The following is a 22,327-nucleotide window of genomic DNA, read 5'->3' as shown; positions in this document are numbered from 1 at the left end:
GGCCCTTGAAATCAGGAGCGCCACTTTCTGCGTCAATCGCAGGGTTACGACGCTTATTGATCAACTTTCCATGGCGATTCATCGTAGCTTCAGTCATTCTCACCCTCCTTTGCTGCAATCTCGTTACCGTTCTCATCGATAATTCCCTCTTCGATACCCGCCTGCTTGGCCTCGTTTTGCGACAGCCACGTGCTGCGGTAATCTTCAGAGCTTTCCATCAATTCCTCGTGGGTGCCTTGAGCTGCAATCATGCCGTTCCTCAAATAGAAGATCTGGTCAGCACTTTCCACGGAACTCAAACGCTGAGCAATGATAATCTTTGTGGTATTCGGCAGTTCTGTAGCGAAAGCTTGACGAATATCAGCATCCGTCTTCGTATCAACAGCAGACGTCGAATCGTCGAGAATCAACACTTTCGGTTGACGCAAAATAGCGCGCGCGATCGTCAGACGCTGCTTCTGACCGCCAGAAACATTCGTACCGCCCTCTTCGATCATCGTGTCGTACTTCTTCGGCATTTCCTGAACGAAGTCATCAGCATGAGCGAGCTGGGCAGCATGGCGCAACTGCTCATCCGTGGCATCAGGGTTACCCCATCTCAAATTCTCAGCAATAGTACCGGTGAACAGCGTGTTCTTCTGCAAAACCATGGAAACGGCATGACGCAAAACATTCATATCGTACTCACGCACGTCATGGCCGCCCACCTTCACAGAGCCTTCCTGAACATCATAAAGGCGAGGAATGAGCTGAACCAGAGAGGACTTCGCTGAACCCGTTTCACCAATAATGCCAATGGTTGAACCGGAAGGAATATGCATACTCACATGGTCCACCACAGGAGTACCCGTACCCTGAGCGTCATAACGGAACACCACATCCTCAAAGTCCACAGAACCATCAGGAACATCCATGAGAGGATGCTCAGGGTTTTGCATATCGCTCTTCTCCAGCAAAATAGCTGCCATACGCGAAGCGGACGCACGCGAAATGATAATCATCACGAAAACGCCCATCAACATGATCGTCGACATCAAAATGGCGATAGCGTAAGAAAACAGGGACGTTAAATCACCCGTCGTCATACCCAAAGCCTCATTGTTACCCGAAGCAACAATCTCCTGAGCAGCAACCCACGAGGTCATCATAATGATGAAAGCAATACTGATATTCGCAGCTGGATCAATCCAACTCATACGGAACTCAGCCTTGCAAAACAGCTCATAAATACGCTGAGAAATATGCCTAAAAATAGTGGACTGATGAGCCTCACGGTTGAAGCCCTTCACCACTCGAATGCCGTTAATATCCTCTTCCACCGACGAGTTCAACACATCATAGGTGTGGAACACGCGAACGAAAATAGGATGTACGGAACCAGCAAGGCTGAGCAACACCACACCCAGAACAATCATCACTGCGATGTAGATCAGCGACAGCTTCACATTGAGCCTCAAGCACAGAACAATCGAAACGATCATCATCACAGGAGCACGGAAGGCAATGATGAAGATCATCTGAATCGAGTTCTGAACATTCGTCACATCCGTCGTCAAACGAGTGATGATTGAACCCGTCGAGAAATGCTCAATGTTGGCAAAGGAGAAAGCCTGAACCTTCTCAAACAGATCACGCCTCAAATTCTTCGCAAAACCAGCACCTGAGCGAGCAGCAGTGAAAGCAGCCCCCACGCCAGCGCCAATGGAGAGAAGAGCGAGAAGGATGAGAATCAATCCCCAATGCCAGACTTCGGCCATATTGCGAGGAGTGATTCCATAGTCGATCAGGCGAGCCATATAGGTTGGAATCATCAGCTCGAAAATAGCTTCGATGACGATGAGAACGGAAGTCACGGCAGCATACTTGCCATACTCACGGAAGCTGGGGAAAAGATAGAAGAAATCCTTAGCAGAACCCTTATCGCGAGTAAACTCTGCCTCCTCGCGGGCAAGAAGCTCCTGAGCAGTTTGAGTTGAACTGCGAGCTGTAAGCTCTTCTTGCTCGTCCTGAATTTGAGAAGCTAAAGCCTTTGTTGCGCTGTTCACTGTTCCTCCTCTCTCGTGTTCGTCATAGTGTCTCGTTTCTCTGAACTTTCAGCTTTGTCATCGCCTTCAGCCTCATCAAGGGCTCGCTGCACGTTACGTTTCATGGCAAGCAGCGTTTTGGCTGAAGTAGAAATATCCTCGGGACTAATGCCGTCCAGCATGGTCGCCCATGTTTTAATGGCACTCTCACTCATCTGCCGTTCTGTTCTGCAGCCTTTATCAGTGAGTGTGACGAGGTTAACTCGCGAGTCTGTAGGGTCCTCATGCCTCTCCACCATTCCCAGTTCTTCGAGATGGTCGATCACTCGAGAAATAGAGGATCGTGACGACGCTTTATCTGCTGCAATCTGAGTTTGGCTTGCCGCCATCTCAGACCTGTGACGCAAGTAATACAGCAAGAAAAAACTGCTGGAACCCACTAAACGGCCATCTTCTGGCATTTGAGCGTCGAGCAGCCTCTTCACTAGCGAGTGAAGAACATGCATTTGCTTGGCGAAGTAGGAGACTGACGGGGAGGTCAAGTCTTCGAAGGCTTCTGGCTCGAGGCATGGTTGGTTGTGAGACTCGGAGGGTTGTGCTGCACTGCTCACGTGCTGCCTCCTTGTACTATTACCTCTCATTTTTTTGTTGCATGTGCAACAATAACTACATTTTGTTGCATGTGCAACATTCTTTCTGAGCGAAACGCAGGAAAAGGTGAAGGAACTTTCACATAAAAGCTCGCTCTGGTAGGTGGCGGTCAGCCCTGGTAGACGCCAGAAAGCCTGAGCTTGGCGGCAATGGCGGCTTACCGGTAGGTTGCGGTAAGCCCTGGTAGGAGCCAGGAAAAGAAAGCCCGCACCGAGGAGCTGAAAAAGTCATCTTGCCTGCAGGTACGGGCTTAAGGAGAGGAGATTATCAGCGCGGGATCATCATGCACAGGGATTCGAGTACCGAACCAGCGGGCACAGGGATCATCATGCACGCAGATTATCAGCGCTGATAATCTCAGTGTTTAACCGAGCATATCGAGGTTGCGCTCAATCTCCTCATTCTTCTTGACTTGAGGATGGAACACTGGCAGGCCCTGAGCCACCACCAATTCCACATCGCCCAAGGTGGAGAGGTTTCCCAGCGGGTTCTCATCAGTGATGACGATATCAGCGCTATAGCCTTCACGCAGCGTGCCAATCTCGCTGCCCAAGCCAAGAACTCCAGCGTTGACATGAGTTGCCGTGTACAGTGCCTCTGCGGCGGTGTAATCGGCGTACTTCATGAGCACTTGGAGCTCTCGCCACGTGCCATACTGAGTGACCAACGGCATAGCAGAATCGGTACCCATGCTGACCACGATGCCAGCCTCTTTCGCCTGCTTGAGGCCTGCAAGCATACCATTGGTAATGTCAGTACCGTTGGCAAGTGGAATGTCATCAATTTGAGTGACAGACTGCGGCAGATCGCGCATAGCAACACCTGCTAAAACAGTGGCGTCAAAGCTGGAGAAACCGTGCAATGCCTTCGGGTTGTTCTTAAACAAGGCGATCGCTTCGTCGTCAAGCTCGCTGCCATGCTCAATGGTGTCCACGCCGGCGCGCAAAGCGTTCTTCACACCGTCCAAACTTTGAGCGTGAGCTGCGACGAGGAGACCGTGCTCATGAGCAATCTCGCAGATAATGGCCATCTGACCTTCGGTGAGCTGAACTGCTCCAGCCTCGCCGCGCTGAGTGGAATCAGTTACGCCGCCAGTCGAAGCGACCTTGATAGCGCTTGCACCCATGGCGATATTGCGATCGACGGCGACAGCTGCATCAGCCTCATCAGCGCATTCCACGGAGATCAGGGGAGCGCCGTGGCCACCAACGGCAGCGATAATTGGGCCAGAGGCGAGAACGCGCGGGCCTGTAATGTGGCCTTCCTCTACGAGCTTTCCTACGCGAATAGCGTCATCGCCCAAATCTCCCAGAGTGCGAAGAGTAGTGACGCCGGAGCGCAGCATCGTTTCTAGGTTCTTGAGGCTGAGTGCGAAAGCTGCTTCTCGGCCTGGCTTCGTGTCAAAGAATCGGCGCATTTTCAGCGTCTGATCCTTGCTCGTCATCTTGTGCAGCGGCTTGCCGTTGGAGAAGGTGTGCACGTGTAGGTTGATCAGGCCTGGGATGGCGAACTTTCCTGTAGCGTCGAGGCGACGATAGCCTTGTGGCAGGGCCGGCTCGATGCTTGCGCTATCGCCAATTTCCTCGATTTTGCCATCAGCGCCGACGACGATTGTCTGGTCAGGGTAGACGCGCACCTTGTTGCGGCGCATGTCGAGTTGGTCTGGCGAGCTTTCCAGGTCATCGACGATGCTCACGTGGGTGATGGCGAACGGTACGTGGTCAGGCTTTTTGAGGAGCCTTGTCAAGTCGTTGAGCTTCTGCGTCTGTGCGGCGAGTTGCGCATTGGCTTGGCTTACGGCATTCTTTGCCTGTTCGCTTGCTTGGCCGAGCTGAGGTTTGGCTTGAGATTGCCAGAACTCGACGGCTTGGTCTCGCAAGCTCGTCAGGAAATCGCTAGCATCTTTGCCCAGATCGCTCAAGCTGACATCGGCAAGGTCGTCGTCCATGCTTTCGCCAAACTCCTCGGCAAAGGTGGTGTCGGGCAGGGTTGTGTCAGCAGTCTCAGCAGAAGAATTCTTCACGCCATTGTTGGAATTCTGCGCGGTGTTGTCGAGCATAGGCAGCATCCTTCCTTGAAAGTTTTCTTTTTCTCAAGGGTAGTCGCCGTCTGTTACACAAACAACACATTTCGCTGGGTGTGAGCTGGGCGTTGGGTGTGAGCTGGGCGTTGAGTGCCCTACGCGTTTACCGCGTTGCCAGGTAGTCTTCCAACGTCTGTGGTTTGTTGCCGGTGAGCTTTTCGTAGTCGGAGGTGATTTCACCGAGCAAGCCCATGCTTCCGGCTTTATACAAGCTTGCTGACAGTTCGGCGTGGTCAGCAGTAACGGCAGATTGCTTCAAACGGGCAATATATTGTTCTGGCTTTGCGGGATGGTATTCCACAGGTCGGCCCACAACGCCGCTGAGCAACTGGGCAAGCTCGCTCGGTGTATAGGAACGCTCTTGGGTGAGCGTATAAGTTTGACGGTTGTCCTCTTCGCGAGGGTGCAGGGCGAGCTCGGTTATGGCATGGGCTACATCTTTAACGGTGATGAAGCTTAACGGAGCCTGAGAATCTTTGCCCATCGGCAAGTCAAGGATGCCAGATTGGCTGACGAAAGGAAGGTCATCGGCAAGCTTGTATGCGTACAGGCCAGTGCGAACGATAGTCCAATCGAAATCTGTTTCTTCAGCAAGGCGACGAGGAAGGTAGCCAAAGTAAGCCGAGCGGAAGAAGGGGTTATTGAGCTGGTCGGCAATGAAGCCCACAGAAATAATGCGCGAGACGCTGGCGCGCTTTGCTGCATAGATAAGGTGTTCCAGGTCGTGAACGGCATGGAAAGAATCGGGGTCGTTCGCAGGAATAAAGATGACGGTGTCGCAGCCCCAGAAGGCTGCAGTCAGCATGTTTTTATCAGAATAGTCGACGTGGCCAAGTTGCAAGCCGCGGCCGACAAACTGGGAATCCTTGCTGATGTCGTGAATGCCCAGGTGAATGTCAGAAGCGGGAATGCGGGTGGACATTTCATCGACGAGGGCACTTCCCAAATGTCCTGTCGCTCCTGTGATGAAGTACTTCATAGTCCGTCCTTAATGCTCTGAGCCTGCTTCCCTGCTTGTCACGTGCCTTTGTGAGATTACCAGCACGATGACATTTCTGTGGTTCTCTTCTGCTGTGAGTGCCATGTCTCTGTGTTGCTGCAACACGCGAGATGGCTCGGTAGCATTGTGCTTCGCTTTTGTAACGCGAGATTATCGTTCATGTTACATAAGAGGAAAACTGTTTACATTTGGCAGGGCGAGTGAGAGGGTGTCGCCTTGCGCAGACGATTTCTGTAACGTTACACTGATAGAGAAGGAAAGAAGGCGAGCATCAACAACCCCAGGAGAAAGCAAAGAGAAACTTTCGAAATAGCCTTCTTGCCAGCAACATTGTGACCGTTCACATACACTAGAACCGGTACACATCGCTTCAAACTCATTCAAGGAAGAGTGACTGTAATGACAGATGAGAAGCAAAAAGCACACCTGATCGTCGATGACGATTTCACAGTAGCTGACGTTGACCCTCGTGTGTTTGGAACACTGGTCGAGCACCTGGGCCGTTGCGTTTACGGCGGAATTTACGACCCTGAGAGCGAATACGCCGACGAAGACGGCTTCCGCACAGACGTTCTCGACCTCGTGCGCGAATTGGGAGTCACCACTGTACGCTACCCAGGCGGCAACTTCGTTTCCGGCTACCGCTGGGAAGATGGCGTTGGCCCACGCGACCAGCGCCCACTCCGCCTTGACCTGGCTTGGCACTCCACAGAGACCAACGCTGTAGGCCTGCATGAAATGGAGAACTGGCTGCATAAAGCTGGCGAAAAGAATGTAGAAGGCCAAGGAATCGGCCGCCCGCTGGAAATGATGGAGGCTGTGAATCTCGGCACGCGCGGCTTGGAAGATGCGTTAAATCTCGTCGAATACGCCAACATTCCCGGTGGAACAGAGCGCTCCGAGCAGCGTCGTGCCAATGGTGCAGATGAACCATTTGGCATTAAGTTGTGGTGCTTGGGCAACGAGATGGATGGTCCATGGCAGCTCGGTCATTCCAGTGCAGAAGAATACGCTTCCAAGGTTCAGCAGGTTGCTGCTGGTATGCGCCAGATTGATCCTTCAGTTGAGCTCGTCGTCTGCGGCTCCTCCGGCCATGGAATGCCTGAGTTCTCCCGCTGGGAGGGAACCGTTCTCGACCGTGCCTACAATAATGTTGATTTCGTTTCGTGCCATGCCTACTACCATATGGTCAACGATGATCTGGCGAGCTTCCTGGCATCCGGCGTTGATATGGATGGCTTCATCGCTGATGTGAGCGCCAGCATTGATGCTGCTAAGGCTCGTGCGAAGAGCAGCCATCAGGTCAACATTTCCTTTGATGAGTGGAATGTGTGGTATCTGGATTCTGAGCCAAGCAAGGTTCCTTCTGGCATCGACAACTGGCCAGTCGCTCCTCACTTGTTGGAGGACGTGTACTCGACAGCCGATGCTGTTGTGGTGGGCGACTTGCTCATTACCTTGCTCAAGCATGCTGACCGTGTTCGCGCTGCTTCTATTGCTCAGCTCGTCAACGTGATCGCTCCGATTATGGTTCCTGCCCAGGGCAAGGCTTACCGTCAGACGAGCTTCTTCCCCTTCGCTCAGACTGCTCAAGCAGCGCAAGGTGCTACTGTTTTGCGTCCTCGTTTGAATACTTCTCACGTGTCGACGGATAAGTACGGCGAGGTGGACGCTCTCGATACCGTTGCTCTGCGTTGTGCTGATGGTTCGCTGGCTGTTCTGGCTGTGAATCGCAACACGGAAAAGCCTCTTGATTTCACCGTGAGCGTGCCTGGTGCAGTTCAGTCCGCATCTGCTCTCACGCTGCATGAGGACGATTGGTCGCTGGCCAACACAGACGAGCAGCCAGAGCGCGTTGGCTTGAAGGAGAATTCTTCTGTCAGCGTTGAGGCTGGTGAGAAGAGCTCTGAGGTAAGCGTGAGCTTGCCTGCTGTTTCCTGGACCATTCTTCGTGTTCGTTAAATTATGAGTTTCTCCAGATTGTCAGTCTGATGAAACAAAAGGAGCTCACAGCGCAAGCGCTGTGAGCTCCTTTTGTTCAGGTTCAGATGTGCGATGAGAGACTTCTCCTGCACAGGAGCACACATCTGCACCTGGGAGGCTGGGTGGGAAGAAGGAAAGAACCCAGCTCTCGAGTCTGCGAGTGAAATTACGGATATTCGCAAGGTGCTTCCGCGCTCAGTGCCGTGCATGTTTTCATACACATTTCCATGCGTCTATCTATGCTCATTTCTGGCACTGAATGTGTTGTAACGCTGCGTGCGTTGTACGTGCACTGTACAGGCATAGGTGGCGCTGTCACATCAAGCTTGAGCTAGGAATGTGGCATGTAATTTCTCTCTTATTCTGTAGTAAAACAAAGAGTTATTTTCTTGGCATATAGCAGTGAAACAGTTCGAAAAGTAACTATATAATTCGATGAATATACGGCAATGGCAATCTGGGAAGTGCTGAAAAGAATTCTTTTCTTACCATTTTCTCAGGCGACGCGATTGCTTCCCTCAGTAAAATATGAGAACGTACATACGAGAGAGAGCGTTCTTTTCAGGCTTATGAACAAGTGATTACACACTTTCCACAGTCGTGAGGAGCGCTGAAGGAAGAGAGAATGGAGCACAGGGGAGAAGTGTCCCTTCTTCACTGCGCTCGAGGAGCAGATGATGAATCTCCACACAGTGTGGAAGCGTACAACTGCACTCATAGCTGCATTTGTCGCAGTCATTACGCTGATGACTTTCGCTATGCATACCTCTTTCCGCGCTTTTGCTGCTGATGATAATAGTTCTTCAGCGAAAGCAATTCCTTGTGGGACCCTCCTTGATAGCGCTGATGCGAGTGCTTCCGCCGCAGATAACGAAGTGAAGATTGCTTATAACCAATCTTCGCCGAACTATGAACTGGGCTTGAATCAGTTCGACTACACGATGAACTTTTCTGTCTCCACCTCTCAGATTCGCAAGAATGCCTCTGTCTGCTTCACCATTGATGGCAAGAATGCAAAACATGTGGACGGTTTTAGCGTACAAAACCTCGAGGGAAGCACAGTAGCATGGCCGAGCGATGTGAGCCAAGGCTACGATGAGCAAACAGACACGTACTATTACCGAGTCACCTTCCCCGAAGACCTCGCTCAAGGCACATCCATTGAAGGAAATATCAACATCAGCTTCAAGGACGGCTACCCGACAATTTGGAGTGAGGCTCCGCTGCACGCCTACTTTGCTGACGCGACGACCAATGGTGCGTTTATTGAACAGAAAGGCTCTCCACTCAAGCATCGCTTCCGCTATGGTGATTACGCAGCTTCTCACTTTTCCAAGTTTGTCAACCCAGACTATGGCAGTTCTCAAGCTACCAATACGCAAAAAATTCAGGTAATCGGCGGTAATGGCGAGGCTGCAACTAAGCCTCGTACGGGTATTCATTACATTCCTGCGAGCTCTGCGCGCCCGGTGAAGTACACGTTCACTGGCCGCTCCATTTACTATGCCATCGACAAGATTGTCATTACTGATAATCTTCCAACATATACCGATAAGGATGGCAAACTTCGTCATGCAATTTTGTAATGCCCGACAGCTGAGGATACTTCTGGCACCAATATGGCGGGTTCGGCCCCCAGTGACTGCATCAACGACAAATGGGTTGTTGACGAGGAAAAGGGGACTGCAACGCTGACGTTGAGCGCTGACGATGCAACAATTGCGGCTCAGGGCAAAGATAGGATATTTAAGCTACTTCAAGCTTCTCCCATTTACCTTGCCTTCCCAGACATTTTGCTTGATAAAACGTTCGACGATGAGTATAACCCAGGAATCAAGCGCTACTATGTGGAAATCTCGAACCATGCGCAAGCTCAGTACGAGCATGCTGGCGACAAGGGGATTGATACTTTCTCAGCGAATGAAGCGAATGGTGAAATGGACCCTCTGGTTTCTTATCTCGTTCCTGAGGCGACCTATGTGCAAGCGGGAAACCTCACGGAGCTCGTGCGAGATGCCGCCAACCATACGCCCACGCCGGATGACAATGACTACACCTCGTCGGCAACTCTCATGGATTACATCAAGGATAAGAGCACAAATTCTCCGTGGTATGTGGGCTTTTATAACGATACCTTGGTGAGTAAAAACAAGGTGTCGCTCACCTTTACCGCTGCTCCTGGGCTGAAGATTACCAGGATTGATCATCTCATCGAGCCAGTGAACTGGGTAGGAGATAGCCAACGCGGCTGGAAGATCGCGTGGACTTTCACACAATGGGTCAATCAGACGCAGTACTCTTTGCAAAAGAATATTCAATCCATCACTGTCTGTTTTGACCAGGAGAAGAAAGATTGCCAGCAGCTTGCAGAAGACCCTGCTAACTGGAGCTTTGCCAATGTTGGTTATGGCCTTGATTTCAACTTTTCCAAGCCAGTGCAATCTGTAACTGTGACGCTGAAACCTGATTTCGTGGTGAGGCCAGGCTCTGGAATCTGGATGCAACCCTACACTCAGTTCGTGGACCCACAGGGTACGAGTTATGACCCTGATGACTTGGATAAGAACAACTATGTGAGCCCCGCATCGGCAACGTCAGCGAATGTTGGCTCTGACCTGTTACTTTCTTCCCACCGTATTGCCACCCTCAGCTTGATTGCACCGAGCGAAGGGCAGGTCGAGATTCATGGTCAGAATTCTGGTTACAAACAAGGCGATAGTGACTTTGTAAATGCTACAACAGATTGGCAGACGCTTTCTCCAGTGAAAGGTGATCACGCAGTATTCGCTACGCGTATGAATAATGAAACCTATGGTGGCGTTAATTACAATACTGAGCTCAATGCTGATGCGCCGTATAAAAACCTGCGCTTGGTGTTCTATGCTCCTCATGGTTTGGACTTGAGCAAAGCAGAATACCAGGGTTTGAATGGCTCGGATAACATGATCACCCGAACCGAGGTTATCGATAACTATGAGGGCTCTGGTCAACAAGCTTTCGTCATGTACCTTGACCGTAACCAATACGAAACTAATCTGAAAAATGCTATTCAACAGACTACGATTGGTGTTCGCGTACCGTTGGGTAATAACATTTTGCCTGGTCGCCATGATGGTTATTTCCAAGTGGAATGGGATGAAGGCACGTATGGCACGAAAACCCAGAAAGCTGGGACCTCTGTGCAGAAGGTAGAACAGCATTTCTATGTCGATTCCACAGCAGTGCGCACTTTCGAAAAAGGCGTAGTAACCACACTCGATGCGGCACATGAATTTGACACCATGCCAAAATCCTCAGCAGTGACAGCTGGTTCCACTTTCTACTACACCTTATCCGAAAACTTCTTCGGCCAGGCAGATATGCCAACATCCGTTGTTGTGGACGCGCTTCCTCGTGCCAACACGACTGTGGACCCGAAGACGGGTGATGACACAACAGGGCCTGATTATGGCAAGACAAAACTCAAGCGCGATCTTGACGTGCACTTAACCGGGCCTGTGCAAGGAATCGTCGTCAAGTAGGACCCTCTCGACGGTTACAGAGTCAGCGTGAGCGATGCATCTGATAACTATGATGCTCTCTACACCACGAACCCTGCTGTTCAGACGAAGTCCATGACTGAGGTGTTGGCAGATTCCTCTATTCAATGGATTCCTGCCTCGCAAGTGAGCGATTGGAAGAGCGTAACCGGCGTAAAAGTTGATTTCACGAAGATGGCTCGCAACGCTATCACTCGCGTTCTCCTGCCAGTGGAGACAGACCATGCTTCAGTGGCGTTCGATTCTGCTCAGGCGAAAATCCCATTTGAATCTGACAACGTAGCTGGTCACCTCTTGAGTGATCAAGGCGAAGTTTCTGAACATAAGGTCACGGTCACCATGATGCCGCGCCTTCACGTTGTCGCGAGGAGTTTGCCTCGGGCTGGTGGCCAGGCAAGCACCGTATGGCTTTGGATTATCAGCGTTGCTGTTGCAGGAATTCTTCTTGCTCTTCTCGCCCTCAGGCTACGAACTCGCTGCAGCTGAGAGAGCTGGAAAGCCAGACTGTGAATAGTGTGTTGAAAGTACTCTGTAACAGGAAAATAATAAACAAATTCTCACAGTGTGTTTAACTCTAGCTGACAAGTGGATAGAATAAAGAGAGAAGAAGAAATCTCTGCATGAAGTATCGCTCTGGATTATCAGTGCGGCAGTAGCGGGCCTTGCTCTGCTCGTGTGCGCGGGCGTGGTGAGTGTCAGGCGGCGGAATGCAGCAGCGTAGGTGAAAACGGTAACTGGATACAACAAAGTGGCAGTTATGAGACACTCTCAATAGAGAGAATGCGGATATGAGACTTATTCTGATTCGAGATTTCCAAGGCCTTCACTATTACGGTTACATTCCTGAGACGAACAATGCGCGGAAAGAACAAATCGAAGTGTTTGAGCTCACTAAGGAGGATGAAGGCCTGCTTGATAAGGATTTTGTTACTCCTGTCGATGATCTCTGCCACTCACTTATTGATCCAGGGGACGTTGATTTCCTCAATGCTGACCAATGTAGGTTATTGCTTGTTTGGCTTCGCAAACGCTTGAAGGATCCTCTTGAACCGCGTTTAGAGATAATCTACGACGTGCTTGTGCGGTTTGCGCAGAAAGCTATCGAGTTGGTTACAGGTATCGTCTTTGACCTGTAAGAAAAATAAAACCCGCTGCTTCCGAAAAACAGCGGGTAAATGGCGGAGGATGCGAGATTCGAACTCGCGAGGGCGTTAACCCAACACGCTTTCCAAGCGAGCGCCATAGACCACTAGGCGAATCCTCCATCGGGCAACTTGCTAACCCTAACACAATTCGCTGAGAAATCCAAGCGGAGAAATTGCGGTGTGTCGAATTTTTTTGGGGAAAGTCAGCGTTCGCTACTTTTGCAAACTACAGAGCAAACTACAGAAGCAGCGAACGTATAAAGTTTTCTATTTACTCAATGCAGTCCATCCTTCCTGGGTCAGGTAGTTATTACCTACGGTCATGTCATATTGAATAAGCTTGTAATCCTTCAGGATTTCTTTCTGCTCATCTGTCATCTTCTGAGGCTCAATCGGGTTTCCTTCAGAATCCAAATACGTATTCGGCTGGATATCAGTATTCTTCGACCAATCTGATGATGTTTGCAAAGTTGGTTCGATAGCTGGAATCTGGGCATGAGCTTGAGTAAGGAACGCAAGGTAAGGAGAAACCTTAGCATTCATATGCTCTGCTGCCTGAGCCATGAAATAGTTGGGGGAGGTGTAAGCAGCATTACCAATTGGCTGGTTACCTGAGCCAAGAGCCCGAGCTGCGCTGTTGGACCAGATAAAGTAATCGGTTTCATGCAAGATGAGGCTATTCTCTGCGTTGGCAATCTGGTCAGGATAGTTGGCTGGAAGGTGGTCACCATACCAAATCACAGTTACTGGCCTCTTCAACTGGTCAAGCTTTTCAAGCCATTGTTGTGTTGCCTGGTCAGTGTATTGAACACCACGAGCAAAGGTGTTCAAAGCAGTAGCATCATCCTGATGTAGCTCGCCAGAAACGCTCAAACTGCGAGAAGGATACCAATCTCCATAAGGCAGATGGTTTTGCATAGTGCTCAACTGGACGAAGACAGGCTGATTGCCCTTCTCACGATTGAGCTGATGCAAGGTTTCTGAATAAGCAGAGGCATCGGAGATATGCGGATCGTTTTCAATGCGAGATTCTTGAGAAATGTAGTTCGGTCCATCCTGGGTATAGAAGAAGCGGAACAGAAACTTATCAGAGAAGATCTTGGAACGAGAATAGGTGCTTGAGGTATAGGGGTGGATAGCAAAGGATCCGCGGTTAATGAGTTTGCTGCTCTTTCCAGATTGGTCAGAAAGAGCATGCTGCACAGATTTATCTGCTGTATTCCACATTTGGTTAAAGCTAAATGCAGTTTCTTGGTGCGAAGTGACCTGCAGGTATGGTGTGATGACCGAAGGAGAGAAAATAGCTGTACTCATGCCAGTCAGAGCCTGGTACTCGAGATTAGCAGTTCCTCCACCATAGCCAGAAGAGAGCATAAGCCCAGACGTCGTCTGTGATTTCAGGGAACGAATAAATGGCATCGGGTCTTCGCTATACGACAAGCCCGGAACGCGCGTAGGGTCCGCAAATGATTCAGAGAGCACCATGATGACAGTCTGATCAGTCAGAGAGGTGTTGCGCGTTTGATTCATCTCCTTGGCTACCTTGGAGTAGCGTTGGGCAATTTTATTCATGGTGCTTTGTGAATAGTTACTCGGTTTCTTCATTACGGTTGTGTTGATGAAACGAGTGAAAGATACCGCTGCACCATTTTGTTGTGCATCGAGCAAAGTACTCCACATTGCTGGGTCATCATCCATGGACAGAGCGAATCTGTAGGCCCAGGTTCCGCTTGTTCCCAAGTTGAGAGAAAAATTTGCTACGAACAGGATAGTGGAGAAAATGGCGATGATGCGCAAAGGAATTTGAATCAAACGATTCTTAAACCACAACAATCGTGCCTTACCAAAGAGAAGCCGGAAAATAATAGAAAGCAAGATGGCAGAGATAACAATCCATACAGTTGTGGAGATGAGAGCTTTACTTTCCTTATTAAGAAATGAAGTGAGATTGCCACCGCCAAGAGACAGTGCTGCTTGAACATCTTGAAGAGTAACTGTCGCATTCCTTAAGGCAACCATTAAGCGATTTGACACCATCCACACGATGATGAGCGAAGAATAGATTGCAGTAGCTAGCCAGAAACGATTGGTGATGATAACAAGGGCGAGGTAAAAAGCAAAGAGAATGAGGTAGTTGAGGGCGAGACGGTGCTCAGTAGTAAACAGTGATTCCGTATATGCGTGAGCAAAAAAATCCGAAAAGCTGGTAAGGGAAGCACCCTTAATGAGATTGTTCGCATTCACTCCCCATTGCAAGGCAAAAATGCTCAGGCCGGGTAGGAGGAAAAGAAATAGAGGATAGATGAACCATTGATGGCGGAACCAATATAACCAGGCAGGTTGATGGGTTTTGTTGACCTCATCATACAGCGGCCAGTTTCGTTCTATCCACCCCTTCATTGCTTTATATTTGTTGGAGCACAGAGAGAAGAAAGATTGGATCGCATCAGGAAGGTTCATTACTTTCACCTCAATTTTGCCCAAGCATACAAATATATGGGGTTTATCATAATCGATAGCATCGCCGCCAGAGGAATAAACACTCTGTAGGGAAGCTTTTCAAGCGCAATCGCTACCGATTCATTTCATTGTGCGCATCACATCATTGGGAGCGTTACAGGAAATAGTTTGCCTTCAGCTTTCCTCCAGCAAGGAGAGGAAACAGTGAGGAACTAATGCTTTTTCTATACTATAAGAAGAGAGAAGTTTGAGGAGGAATTATGGTACGAGGCAAGCATGCGAAGCCATCGCAAACCGTTGAAAAGGTGAAAAAGACGAGCACTGCCCTTGCTGCTACCTTTGCTACAGGTGTCATGGCTGCTTCAGGTACGCAACTGGCGACTGCCGCTCTTGCAGCACCTGAGCAGGATAACCATGTTCGTACAGTTGACGCTCAACAAGAAAGTGTTGCGCAGCAACAATCTGCAGGTGTTCCTGATGTCGATTCCACGTTAAACCCGCCTGCTCCTTCTTCTACTAACCGCACTGAACAGGCACCTGTTACCTCTCTACAACAGCAAGATGCTTCACAAAGCCAAAGCGCACAGGCTAACCACAACATGTATGAGGAGAACCCTACCGTTGCTCTTCCTGAAAAGATCGCAGCATCTATCCCTGATGATGCTGACGTGGTAGGCCCCGATTATGCGATCAGCGCCGATAACTCTACGGTGTGGCGCCTCGACACCGGTGAGCAGGTCACTGATCCAGCTTTAGTGGGCACTCCAGATCACCCTGCAGATCCTTTTGCACTGAGCAATGGCCATCGCTTCCTGCGCGTCCCCGTCTCTCGCGTTCGTGAGGAAATGGCACAGGCAGGCCGCAGTTCGCAAGCTCGCGTGCAAACCCAGGTTCAGCATAACCAGGACGGCAACTCAACTGCAAAAGCTGGCCAAGGTGATCAAGCTGGCCAAGCGGCTGGTCAGTCTAGCCAATCGCAACAAGCCGAAAACTCTTCTGCGGCCTCACCTCAAGGTTCGGTGAATACAAGTGCCGCACATGAGGCAGACCAGAGCAGCAGTGATGGCGCGGTTCATGGTACTTTCGCTCGCGCTCACATCCCTGGCGCAACCTTGGCAACGAGCGCAGGTAAATACGCTGGTTCCACTCAAGCCACTACTTTCCAAGGCAATGAGTATGGTGCACACTGGGGTTCTGACACTGGTGGCGCAGCTTTCAAAGATTACCAGGGAAGAACAATGGTCTACCAAGCCCGACTCTTCGCTGATATTTCTCAATGGCAAGGCTACCCTGACTGGAATCAAGTGAAGGATTCCGGTATTCAAGGTGTCATCATTCGTATCGGCTACGGTACGGGTGGTATTGATACTTCTGCGCAATATAACATTCAGCAGGCCAAAAAGCATGGCATTCCCTTTGGCGTCTACCTTTTCTCCTACGCGGAGAACGGAAAAGAGGCATACGACGAAGGTATGCACACTGTTAATCTGTTGCGCCGTTATGGCGTAAGCCCCAGCGACCTATCCTTGCCAGTGTATTACGACCTCGAATACTACCGCCTGCCAAGCAGCACCTACGACTCTATCGCCAACAACTGGTGGGCAGCACTGCAAGCCAATGGGTACAAAAATTTGGCACTGTATGCAAGCACCAGCTGGTATAACACCTATTTGAACACGCCGAACTTGCATGCCAAGGCTGGCTGGGTTGCGCAATATGGTGCTTTGCTGCAGTATCGCAACTTCACCTCACCGTCGAAGTTCTTTGGTTGGCAGTACTCCTCTGAAGGCCGAGTTGCGGGTATAGCCGGTAATGTTGACCTCAATGCCTTCGGTTACACCGAGCCAGTATCCAACCCTTGGCAAGGCCAGCAGGGAAGTGATCAAGCAGGCGTTGATATTACTCGATATCCGCAAGTGAACATTCCTAATGGTGAGTATTACATTAACTCGGCGGTGAATTCTGGCCAGGTCGCACTTGATGTTCCCCGAGCAAGCGCCACTGATAATCTTGGGCTGCAGGTGTGGAATGGTAACCAACTGAAAAACCAGAAGTATCGGTTCACGCGCAATAGTGATGGAACATACACCATTATTAACGTGGGATCAGGTAAAGCGCTGGAAGTTTCTGCCGCACAGTTGGTAAAAGGAAAGGACCTTCAGCAATACAAGCCTAACGGAACGCGAGCACAACGATGGATTCTGCGTTCTGCAGGCAACGGCCAAGTGTATATCCAATCAGTGCTGGGCAATATGGTGATTGACCTTGCAGGTGGAAGCACTGCCAATGGTAATCGCGTGCAGTTGTGGTCTCCTAACCTCAATGTTGCTCAGAAATGGATACTCTCTTCATCCACTGTTTCTATTCCTTCAGGAATGGCGAAAATTCAGGCTTCTTCTGCAAGTAACCAGGTGTGGGATATACCATCCGCGCAGAAGGGCAATTCCGTTCGCGCCCAAGTGTATAGATGGAATAGAACGCAAGCCCAAGTGTATAAGTTCACCTCAGTGGGCAATGGACTGTATACCATCGCAAATCGCAATTCAGGCAAACTGCTTGAGGTTCGTGATGGTTCAGACGCAAAGGGTGCCTCAGTTCAGCAGTACCAGGCCAATGGAACTCAAGCACAGAAATGGGTAGTCAGAGATGGAGGGAATGGAACAGTTATGTTCCAAAACCTCGACTCGGGTCTCTTCATCGATATTCCTTCCGCAAATACCTCAAATGGTTCACAGCTGCAACAATGGGAAGGCAATGGCTCCTCAGCTCAGAAGTTCAGAGTAGTGGGATTACAAGCATCTGATTTGGCACCCCAAAAGCAGACGCAGCGTCAGCAACTCGATGAACTAGCTCAATCACATCGCAATGATGTGGAGGATGGCACATACAGGTTTGCTGCATCATCCAATAGCCAATTTGTTCTCGATATTGATTCAGCTTCCACCGCAGATCACGCAAATGCTCGCCTATGGAGTCAAAACGGAACATCTGCGCAAGAGTGGAATCTCACGCACGATTCTCACGGGTATGTTCAGTTGACCAACGTGGGAACCGGAAAAGTGCTTACCGTTTCCTCTGGGAAAGCGGGACAAGCAGTGAATGTTGACCAGTTGGTTCGATTGAACACAACTGATGAAAGTCAATACCGTCAAAAATGGATTGCACAGAAGACATCACGCGGAATTGTTCTTCTCTCTGCTCTCGATTCCTCGTATGCGCTCGATATTGACAGCAACTTCATGCATGATGCAACGAACGTGCGCTTGTGGAAGACGGATGGAACACCTGCGCAAGCATGGAATCTACAAAGCCCTCTCGTGGGAACTGCTCGAGCAGATGCAATGGCAAAGGCCTTCCGCTATCAGCTTTCCGACGGAGCTCATCGGTTTGCCTCAGCAGCCAACCAAGATTATGTCATTGACCTGCATGGAGGCTTCCGAAACGATCAGACGAATATCTGGCTGTGGAAACAGAATGGAGCATCCGCACAGTTATGGATTGTTTCCCATGATTTCCAAGGTTTCGTCACGCTGACTAATGCTTCTACAGGTAAAGCACTCGATGTTCAGTGGGCTCGTTCTACTCGAGGAGAAAACATCTGGCAGTACACCAAGAACAATTCGCGCGCACAAAAATGGATAGCTGTGCGAGTTGGGAACGCATTCGTTTTCCACTCGGCAATGGACCCCAGCTATGTCATTGATCTTGATTCTGCGCGAGTAGCAAATGGAACGAATATTCGCTTGTGGACTGATAACGGTACTGCAGCGCAACGATGGATAGGCTGAGGTTCTGAGCCTGGCGATACTTGTTCACTAGGCTCGCAAGTTCAAGCGCTGACGATTATCACTGCGAAAACTCACGATTCCCAAGATTAACACTACGAAAATGCGGCAGGGTGTTTGCCCTGCCGCATTGCTTTTTCCGCGCTGATAATCTCAAGAAATTTTAGATGCGGTGAGAAGAAGCCATATCATGATGCTGCTTCTTGAGAGCGGCCATAACATGGCGCAAATAAACGACATGGTTCATCTGCTGCGTGAAACGCTTCCGCGCGGCACGAGCTTGAGCGTCGAGGATCAAGCCAGCAATGAAGAAAAGCACACCCAGAATGATCATAAACACAGCGCAGAAGAGGGTAGGGAAGCGCTGTACCATATGCGTTTGCCAGAACTCCCAAAAAATAGAAGCCACGAAGGCTGCACCGATGAGCGCAATGATGCCACCAATCCAGCTGAAGAAGGGAAGTGGCTTGTTTTCGCGGATCATACGGCCAATCGTGCTCATCACCTTGATGCCATCACCCACCGTGTCAAGCTTGGAAACGGAACCTTCAGGGCGGTCGCGATACTGGACAGGCATCGCCGTGATTTTCACATTGTGGTTGAGAGCATGGATGGTCATCTCCGTCTCCAACTCAAAACCGCGAGAAATAGCAGGGTAGGTTTTCACAAAGCCAAAGCTCATCGCACGGTAGCCAGTCATCACATCAGTGACGTTGGAGTGGAACATGTGGTTGATCGAACCGCGCACGAGAACATTACCCATGTTGTGGAAGGGACGCTTGTTCTCCTCGAAGTAGGTGGAGGAGAGGCGGTCGCCAATCACCATGTCGTAGCCTTCGAGAATCTTTTGAATCATAGCAGGAGCATCTTCGGCCGGGTACGTGTCGTCACCGTCCACCATGACGTACGCATCTGCGTCGATGTCTTCAAACATGGAGCGGATGACATTTCCCTTGCCCTGGCGCGGCTCGTGGCGCACAACAGCGCCAGCCTTCTTGGCAAGCTGAGCGGTGTCATCGCTGGAATTGTTGTCATACACGTAGATAGTGGCGTGAGGTAGAACACGGCGGAAATCAGTCACCACCTTGGTAATAGTGACCGCTTCATTGTAGCAAGGAATAAGCACAGCAACTTCTGCAGCGTCCACTTTCCCCTGATCAATCGGCTCTGGCTGAGCAGGGAGGATCGGAGTTGCCTCATTTGCCTTGGCCAAGTTCTGCTCCTTTGACTGCTGATTATTCACAGTCTCAATACTAGCGAAAAGTAAGAAATAATACTGATAATGCGGTCGAAGCATTGCAAATGACGAGGAGTGACGAATACAGGTGAAGAATGCTTGTGCGAGTTTGAGGCTTGGCATGCTGTTGATAGGATAGTCCAGAGTAACAAGGAAGGTGAGATATGGCTGGCTGGCTGATGTTCGTGCTTGCGGGAATAGTGGGAGCACTCTTGCTTTACGTACCGGGAACGGTGCTTCTGCATTTATTCCGAGTTCCTTGGAATGTCAGTCTGATTGCATCAGCTCCAGTTACAGTCGGAATTGCACAGGTTCTTTTCCTTGCCTATTCTCATGCTCACATTCCAGTGACGCTTCTCACGTTTGTATTGCCGCTGACCATAATTCTTGGAATTGCTCAGGTCGCTCAAGTGCTGATGAGAAAAAAGGCAGCGATGAGCTCCCACGAGAGTGCAGGGAAAATCGCGCAAGGCAGTAACAGTGTGGAAAAGAATGCATGGAATTCTCTCCGTACTGTTCTCGCGCTGCCACGCTCGCGGGGGTACCTGATGGTGACAGGAACAGCCGTCGTTCTTCTGCTGTTCCAAACAATTTTCTTTGTCGTCAGCCGTTTTGATGGGCCAGATTCCTTCGTACAAAATTACGATGTTCCATGGCATTATTCCATCATTAAGTGGTTCATGGAGAAGGGTGATTTTTCTGCTACACGTTCTGGTGCTGTCGTTCCTACAGAAGGTGGAACATTTTACCCGACAGGCTGGCATGCTCTGGTTGCACTGACAGCCATGCTGACAGGAGCATCGATTCCGTTGGCTGCTAATGCAATTAACACCATTGTGATTTGCGTGGTGTGGCCTATCAGCGTTTACGCTCTTATCCGTTGGGTGATGAGGAAGCCTCCAGTACAGCAATTGTGGCCGTTGGCATTCCTTCTCAGCGGTGCATTCGCTGCATTCCCATGGCGCTTTATGTCATTCGGACCGCTCTATTCGAATATGTTCTCGAATGTGATGCTTCCAGTATTGCTGCTCTTTGGCCTAGTAATCTTTTCTCCGCAGAGCTCGTGGTCCACTCGCTTCCATATTCTTCCGCTTTTCGCTCTGACGGCAGTTGGCAGTGCTATGGCTCAGCCAAACGTCATCTTTACCACCGCAGTCATTCTTGCTGTTTACGTTGTTTTCCGAATCCCTGCATATTGTTCTGCTGCCTTAACACATCAGTCTGTGGCTGCTCGTGTTGCAATGAGCGTGGTTATTGAAGTGCTTTTCCTCTCTGTTGTTGCAGTTGTGTGGAAATTCCTTTATGGGCTAGAGTTCTTGCAAAGAACCGTGACATTTACATGGCCCCATTTCTTGCGCATTCGTTACGCGCTGTTGAATATGTTTGCAGTATCTGCAGCGGGCGGTGCAGTTGCGTGGGCTCCTCAGTACATTCTGATGGTTCTCGTCACTGTGGGTGCGATCTGGACATTGTGGCATCGTCAGTATCTCTGGATTACTGCATCTTACGCTGTTTTTGCGGGATTCTGGGTGCTTTCTGCATCGCAGGATAATGATGTGAAGCATCTCCTCACGGGTTTTTGGTACACAGATCACTATCGTCTTGCTGCAGCTACTGTCTTTTCTGGGATTTTTCTTGCAGCTTTTGGTCTGTCTGTCATCCTTCTTGGGCTTGCCAAGATTGTCATGAAAGGACATCTTTCCTCTGCTCATAACATTGCCTCCTCACGCTCCGAAAACAATGACGCTGAGAACAATGAGCTGGTGGCATTGATCAGTGGTAATACGAGACGTTCTCACATTGCTGCTGTTTGTGTTGTTCTTTTTACTGCTGTGTGCCTGTTGGTTAACATGGTTCCTTCTTTCACTCTTGCTGGTGACCATCATCAATTAGGTTTTGAAGATGTCATCGAACACTTGGAGGATGGGAATAAAGCCACAGGGAAACTGCGCAGCTACACACAAGAAGAACGCCAGTTCGTGAAGAAAGTGAAGGCTATCGTTGGCAATTCAGTGGTGCTCAACCAACCCTATGACGGTTCAGCATTTATGTATGCCTTGGATAATGTCAATATTTTCTTCAAAGCATTTGACGCGAACTGGATGGGTCACCCGAGTAATGATATGTGGCCAATCATGCAACGGCTTTACGATTATTCAACCGATGCACAGGTACGCGCAGCTGTGAAGAAATCAGGAGCTCGCTATGTCCTGCTCATGGATCGTCATGAATATCGATTTGATAAGAATGATGGATACTGGCATGGCTATACAAACAGCTACATGGCTTCAATGTGGACAGGTTTTGACAAGCTCAAGCCATCAACTCCTGGTTTTACGCTGGTCTTAGAAGAAGGGAATAACAGGCTGTATCGCATTGACGAGTAAGTGTGTCTCTGTTTTGCTATTCCTGCTGGTAAC

At 49.9% G+C, this 22,327-nt stretch carries 13 protein-coding genes and 1 tRNA gene; 7 read left to right on the top strand and 7 right to left on the bottom strand.

All coding sequences use genetic code 11. From position 1 onward, the window contains the following. Positions 1-89: 89 nt before the first annotated feature. From AEAE_RS06055 to AEAE_RS06040, 4 genes are all read right to left on the bottom strand, one after another. Positions 90-2,045 (bottom strand): ABC transporter ATP-binding protein, encoded by a 1,956-nt coding sequence (locus AEAE_RS06055; protein WP_094690259.1) that lies wholly within the window; start codon positions 2,043-2,045, stop codon positions 90-92. Then, complete coding sequence (locus AEAE_RS06050; protein ID WP_158520551.1) at positions 2,042-2,635, bottom strand: MarR family winged helix-turn-helix transcriptional regulator; 594 nt, start codon at positions 2,633-2,635, stop codon at positions 2,042-2,044. The genes AEAE_RS06055 and AEAE_RS06050 overlap by 4 nt, the downstream gene beginning before the upstream one ends. A 404-nt stretch (positions 2,636-3,039) precedes the next feature. Further along, positions 3,040-4,734: a metal-dependent hydrolase family protein gene (locus AEAE_RS06045; protein WP_158520550.1), complete on the bottom strand. Its 1,695-nt coding sequence runs from the start codon at positions 4,732-4,734 to the stop codon at positions 3,040-3,042. Positions 4,735-4,861: 127 nt separating this feature from the next. After that, complete coding sequence (locus AEAE_RS06040; protein WP_094690256.1) at positions 4,862-5,737, bottom strand: NmrA family NAD(P)-binding protein; 876 nt, start codon at positions 5,735-5,737, stop codon at positions 4,862-4,864. 420 nt (positions 5,738-6,157) lie between these two features. On the opposite strand from AEAE_RS06040, the gene AEAE_RS06035 reads away from it, so the two are divergent. The 5 genes from AEAE_RS06035 to AEAE_RS06010 all read left to right on the top strand — a co-directional run bounded on the left by AEAE_RS06035 (position 6,158) and on the right by AEAE_RS06010 (position 12,416). Further along, positions 6,158-7,720: an alpha-N-arabinofuranosidase gene (locus AEAE_RS06035; protein WP_094690255.1), complete on the top strand. Its 1,563-nt coding sequence runs from the start codon at positions 6,158-6,160 to the stop codon at positions 7,718-7,720. A 695-nt stretch (positions 7,721-8,415) separates the two neighbouring features. Further along, entirely contained in the window at positions 8,416-9,327 is a 912-nt protein-coding gene (locus tag AEAE_RS06025; RefSeq protein ID WP_148139982.1) for a hypothetical protein, read from the top strand. A gap of 33 nt (positions 9,328-9,360) precedes the next feature. Further along, on the top strand, positions 9,361-11,262 hold the full coding sequence (locus AEAE_RS06020; RefSeq protein WP_094690252.1) for a hypothetical protein: 1,902 nt from the start codon (positions 9,361-9,363) through the stop codon (positions 11,260-11,262). Between the two features lie 27 nt (positions 11,263-11,289). Continuing rightward, the gene (locus AEAE_RS06015; protein WP_094690251.1) at positions 11,290-11,766 is read left to right on the top strand and encodes a hypothetical protein; all 477 of its coding nucleotides are present in this window, start codon (positions 11,290-11,292) and stop codon (positions 11,764-11,766) included. 302 nt (positions 11,767-12,068) lie between these two features. Further along, positions 12,069-12,416 (top strand): hypothetical protein, encoded by a 348-nt coding sequence (locus AEAE_RS06010; RefSeq protein ID WP_094690250.1) that lies wholly within the window; start codon positions 12,069-12,071, stop codon positions 12,414-12,416. Between the two features lie 40 nt (positions 12,417-12,456). Here AEAE_RS06010 and AEAE_RS06005 read toward each other — a convergent pair. Both AEAE_RS06005 and AEAE_RS06000 read right to left on the bottom strand, forming a co-directional pair. Beyond that, positions 12,457-12,544 (bottom strand) — tRNA-Ser (locus AEAE_RS06005). A gap of 148 nt (positions 12,545-12,692) precedes the next feature. Further along, positions 12,693-14,825 (bottom strand): LTA synthase family protein, encoded by a 2,133-nt coding sequence (locus AEAE_RS06000; protein ID WP_158520549.1) that lies wholly within the window; start codon positions 14,823-14,825, stop codon positions 12,693-12,695. A gap of 320 nt (positions 14,826-15,145) precedes the next feature. Between AEAE_RS06000 and AEAE_RS05995 the strand changes: the two genes are divergently transcribed. Next, complete coding sequence (locus AEAE_RS05995) at positions 15,146-18,673, top strand: RICIN domain-containing protein (RefSeq protein ID WP_094690248.1); 3,528 nt, start codon at positions 15,146-15,148, stop codon at positions 18,671-18,673. A 160-nt stretch (positions 18,674-18,833) separates the two neighbouring features. On the opposite strand, the gene AEAE_RS05990 is transcribed toward AEAE_RS05995, so the two are convergent. Then, positions 18,834-19,832, bottom strand: coding sequence for a glycosyltransferase family 2 protein (locus AEAE_RS05990; protein ID WP_244569669.1), 999 nt, complete (start codon positions 19,830-19,832; stop codon positions 18,834-18,836). A 239-nt stretch (positions 19,833-20,071) separates the two neighbouring features. Between AEAE_RS05990 and AEAE_RS05985 the strand changes: the two genes are divergently transcribed. Further along, positions 20,072-22,294: a DUF6541 family protein gene (locus AEAE_RS05985; protein WP_094690247.1), complete on the top strand. Its 2,223-nt coding sequence runs from the start codon at positions 20,072-20,074 to the stop codon at positions 22,292-22,294. Positions 22,295-22,327 lie beyond the last annotated feature (33 nt).

It is taken from the genome of Aeriscardovia aeriphila, assembly GCF_002259595.1.
GTDB lineage: Bacteria > Actinomycetota > Actinomycetes > Actinomycetales > Bifidobacteriaceae > Aeriscardovia > Aeriscardovia aeriphila.
Note: the sequence above shows the minus strand (reverse complement) of the source record. Positions and strands in the feature narration are given on the sequence as shown.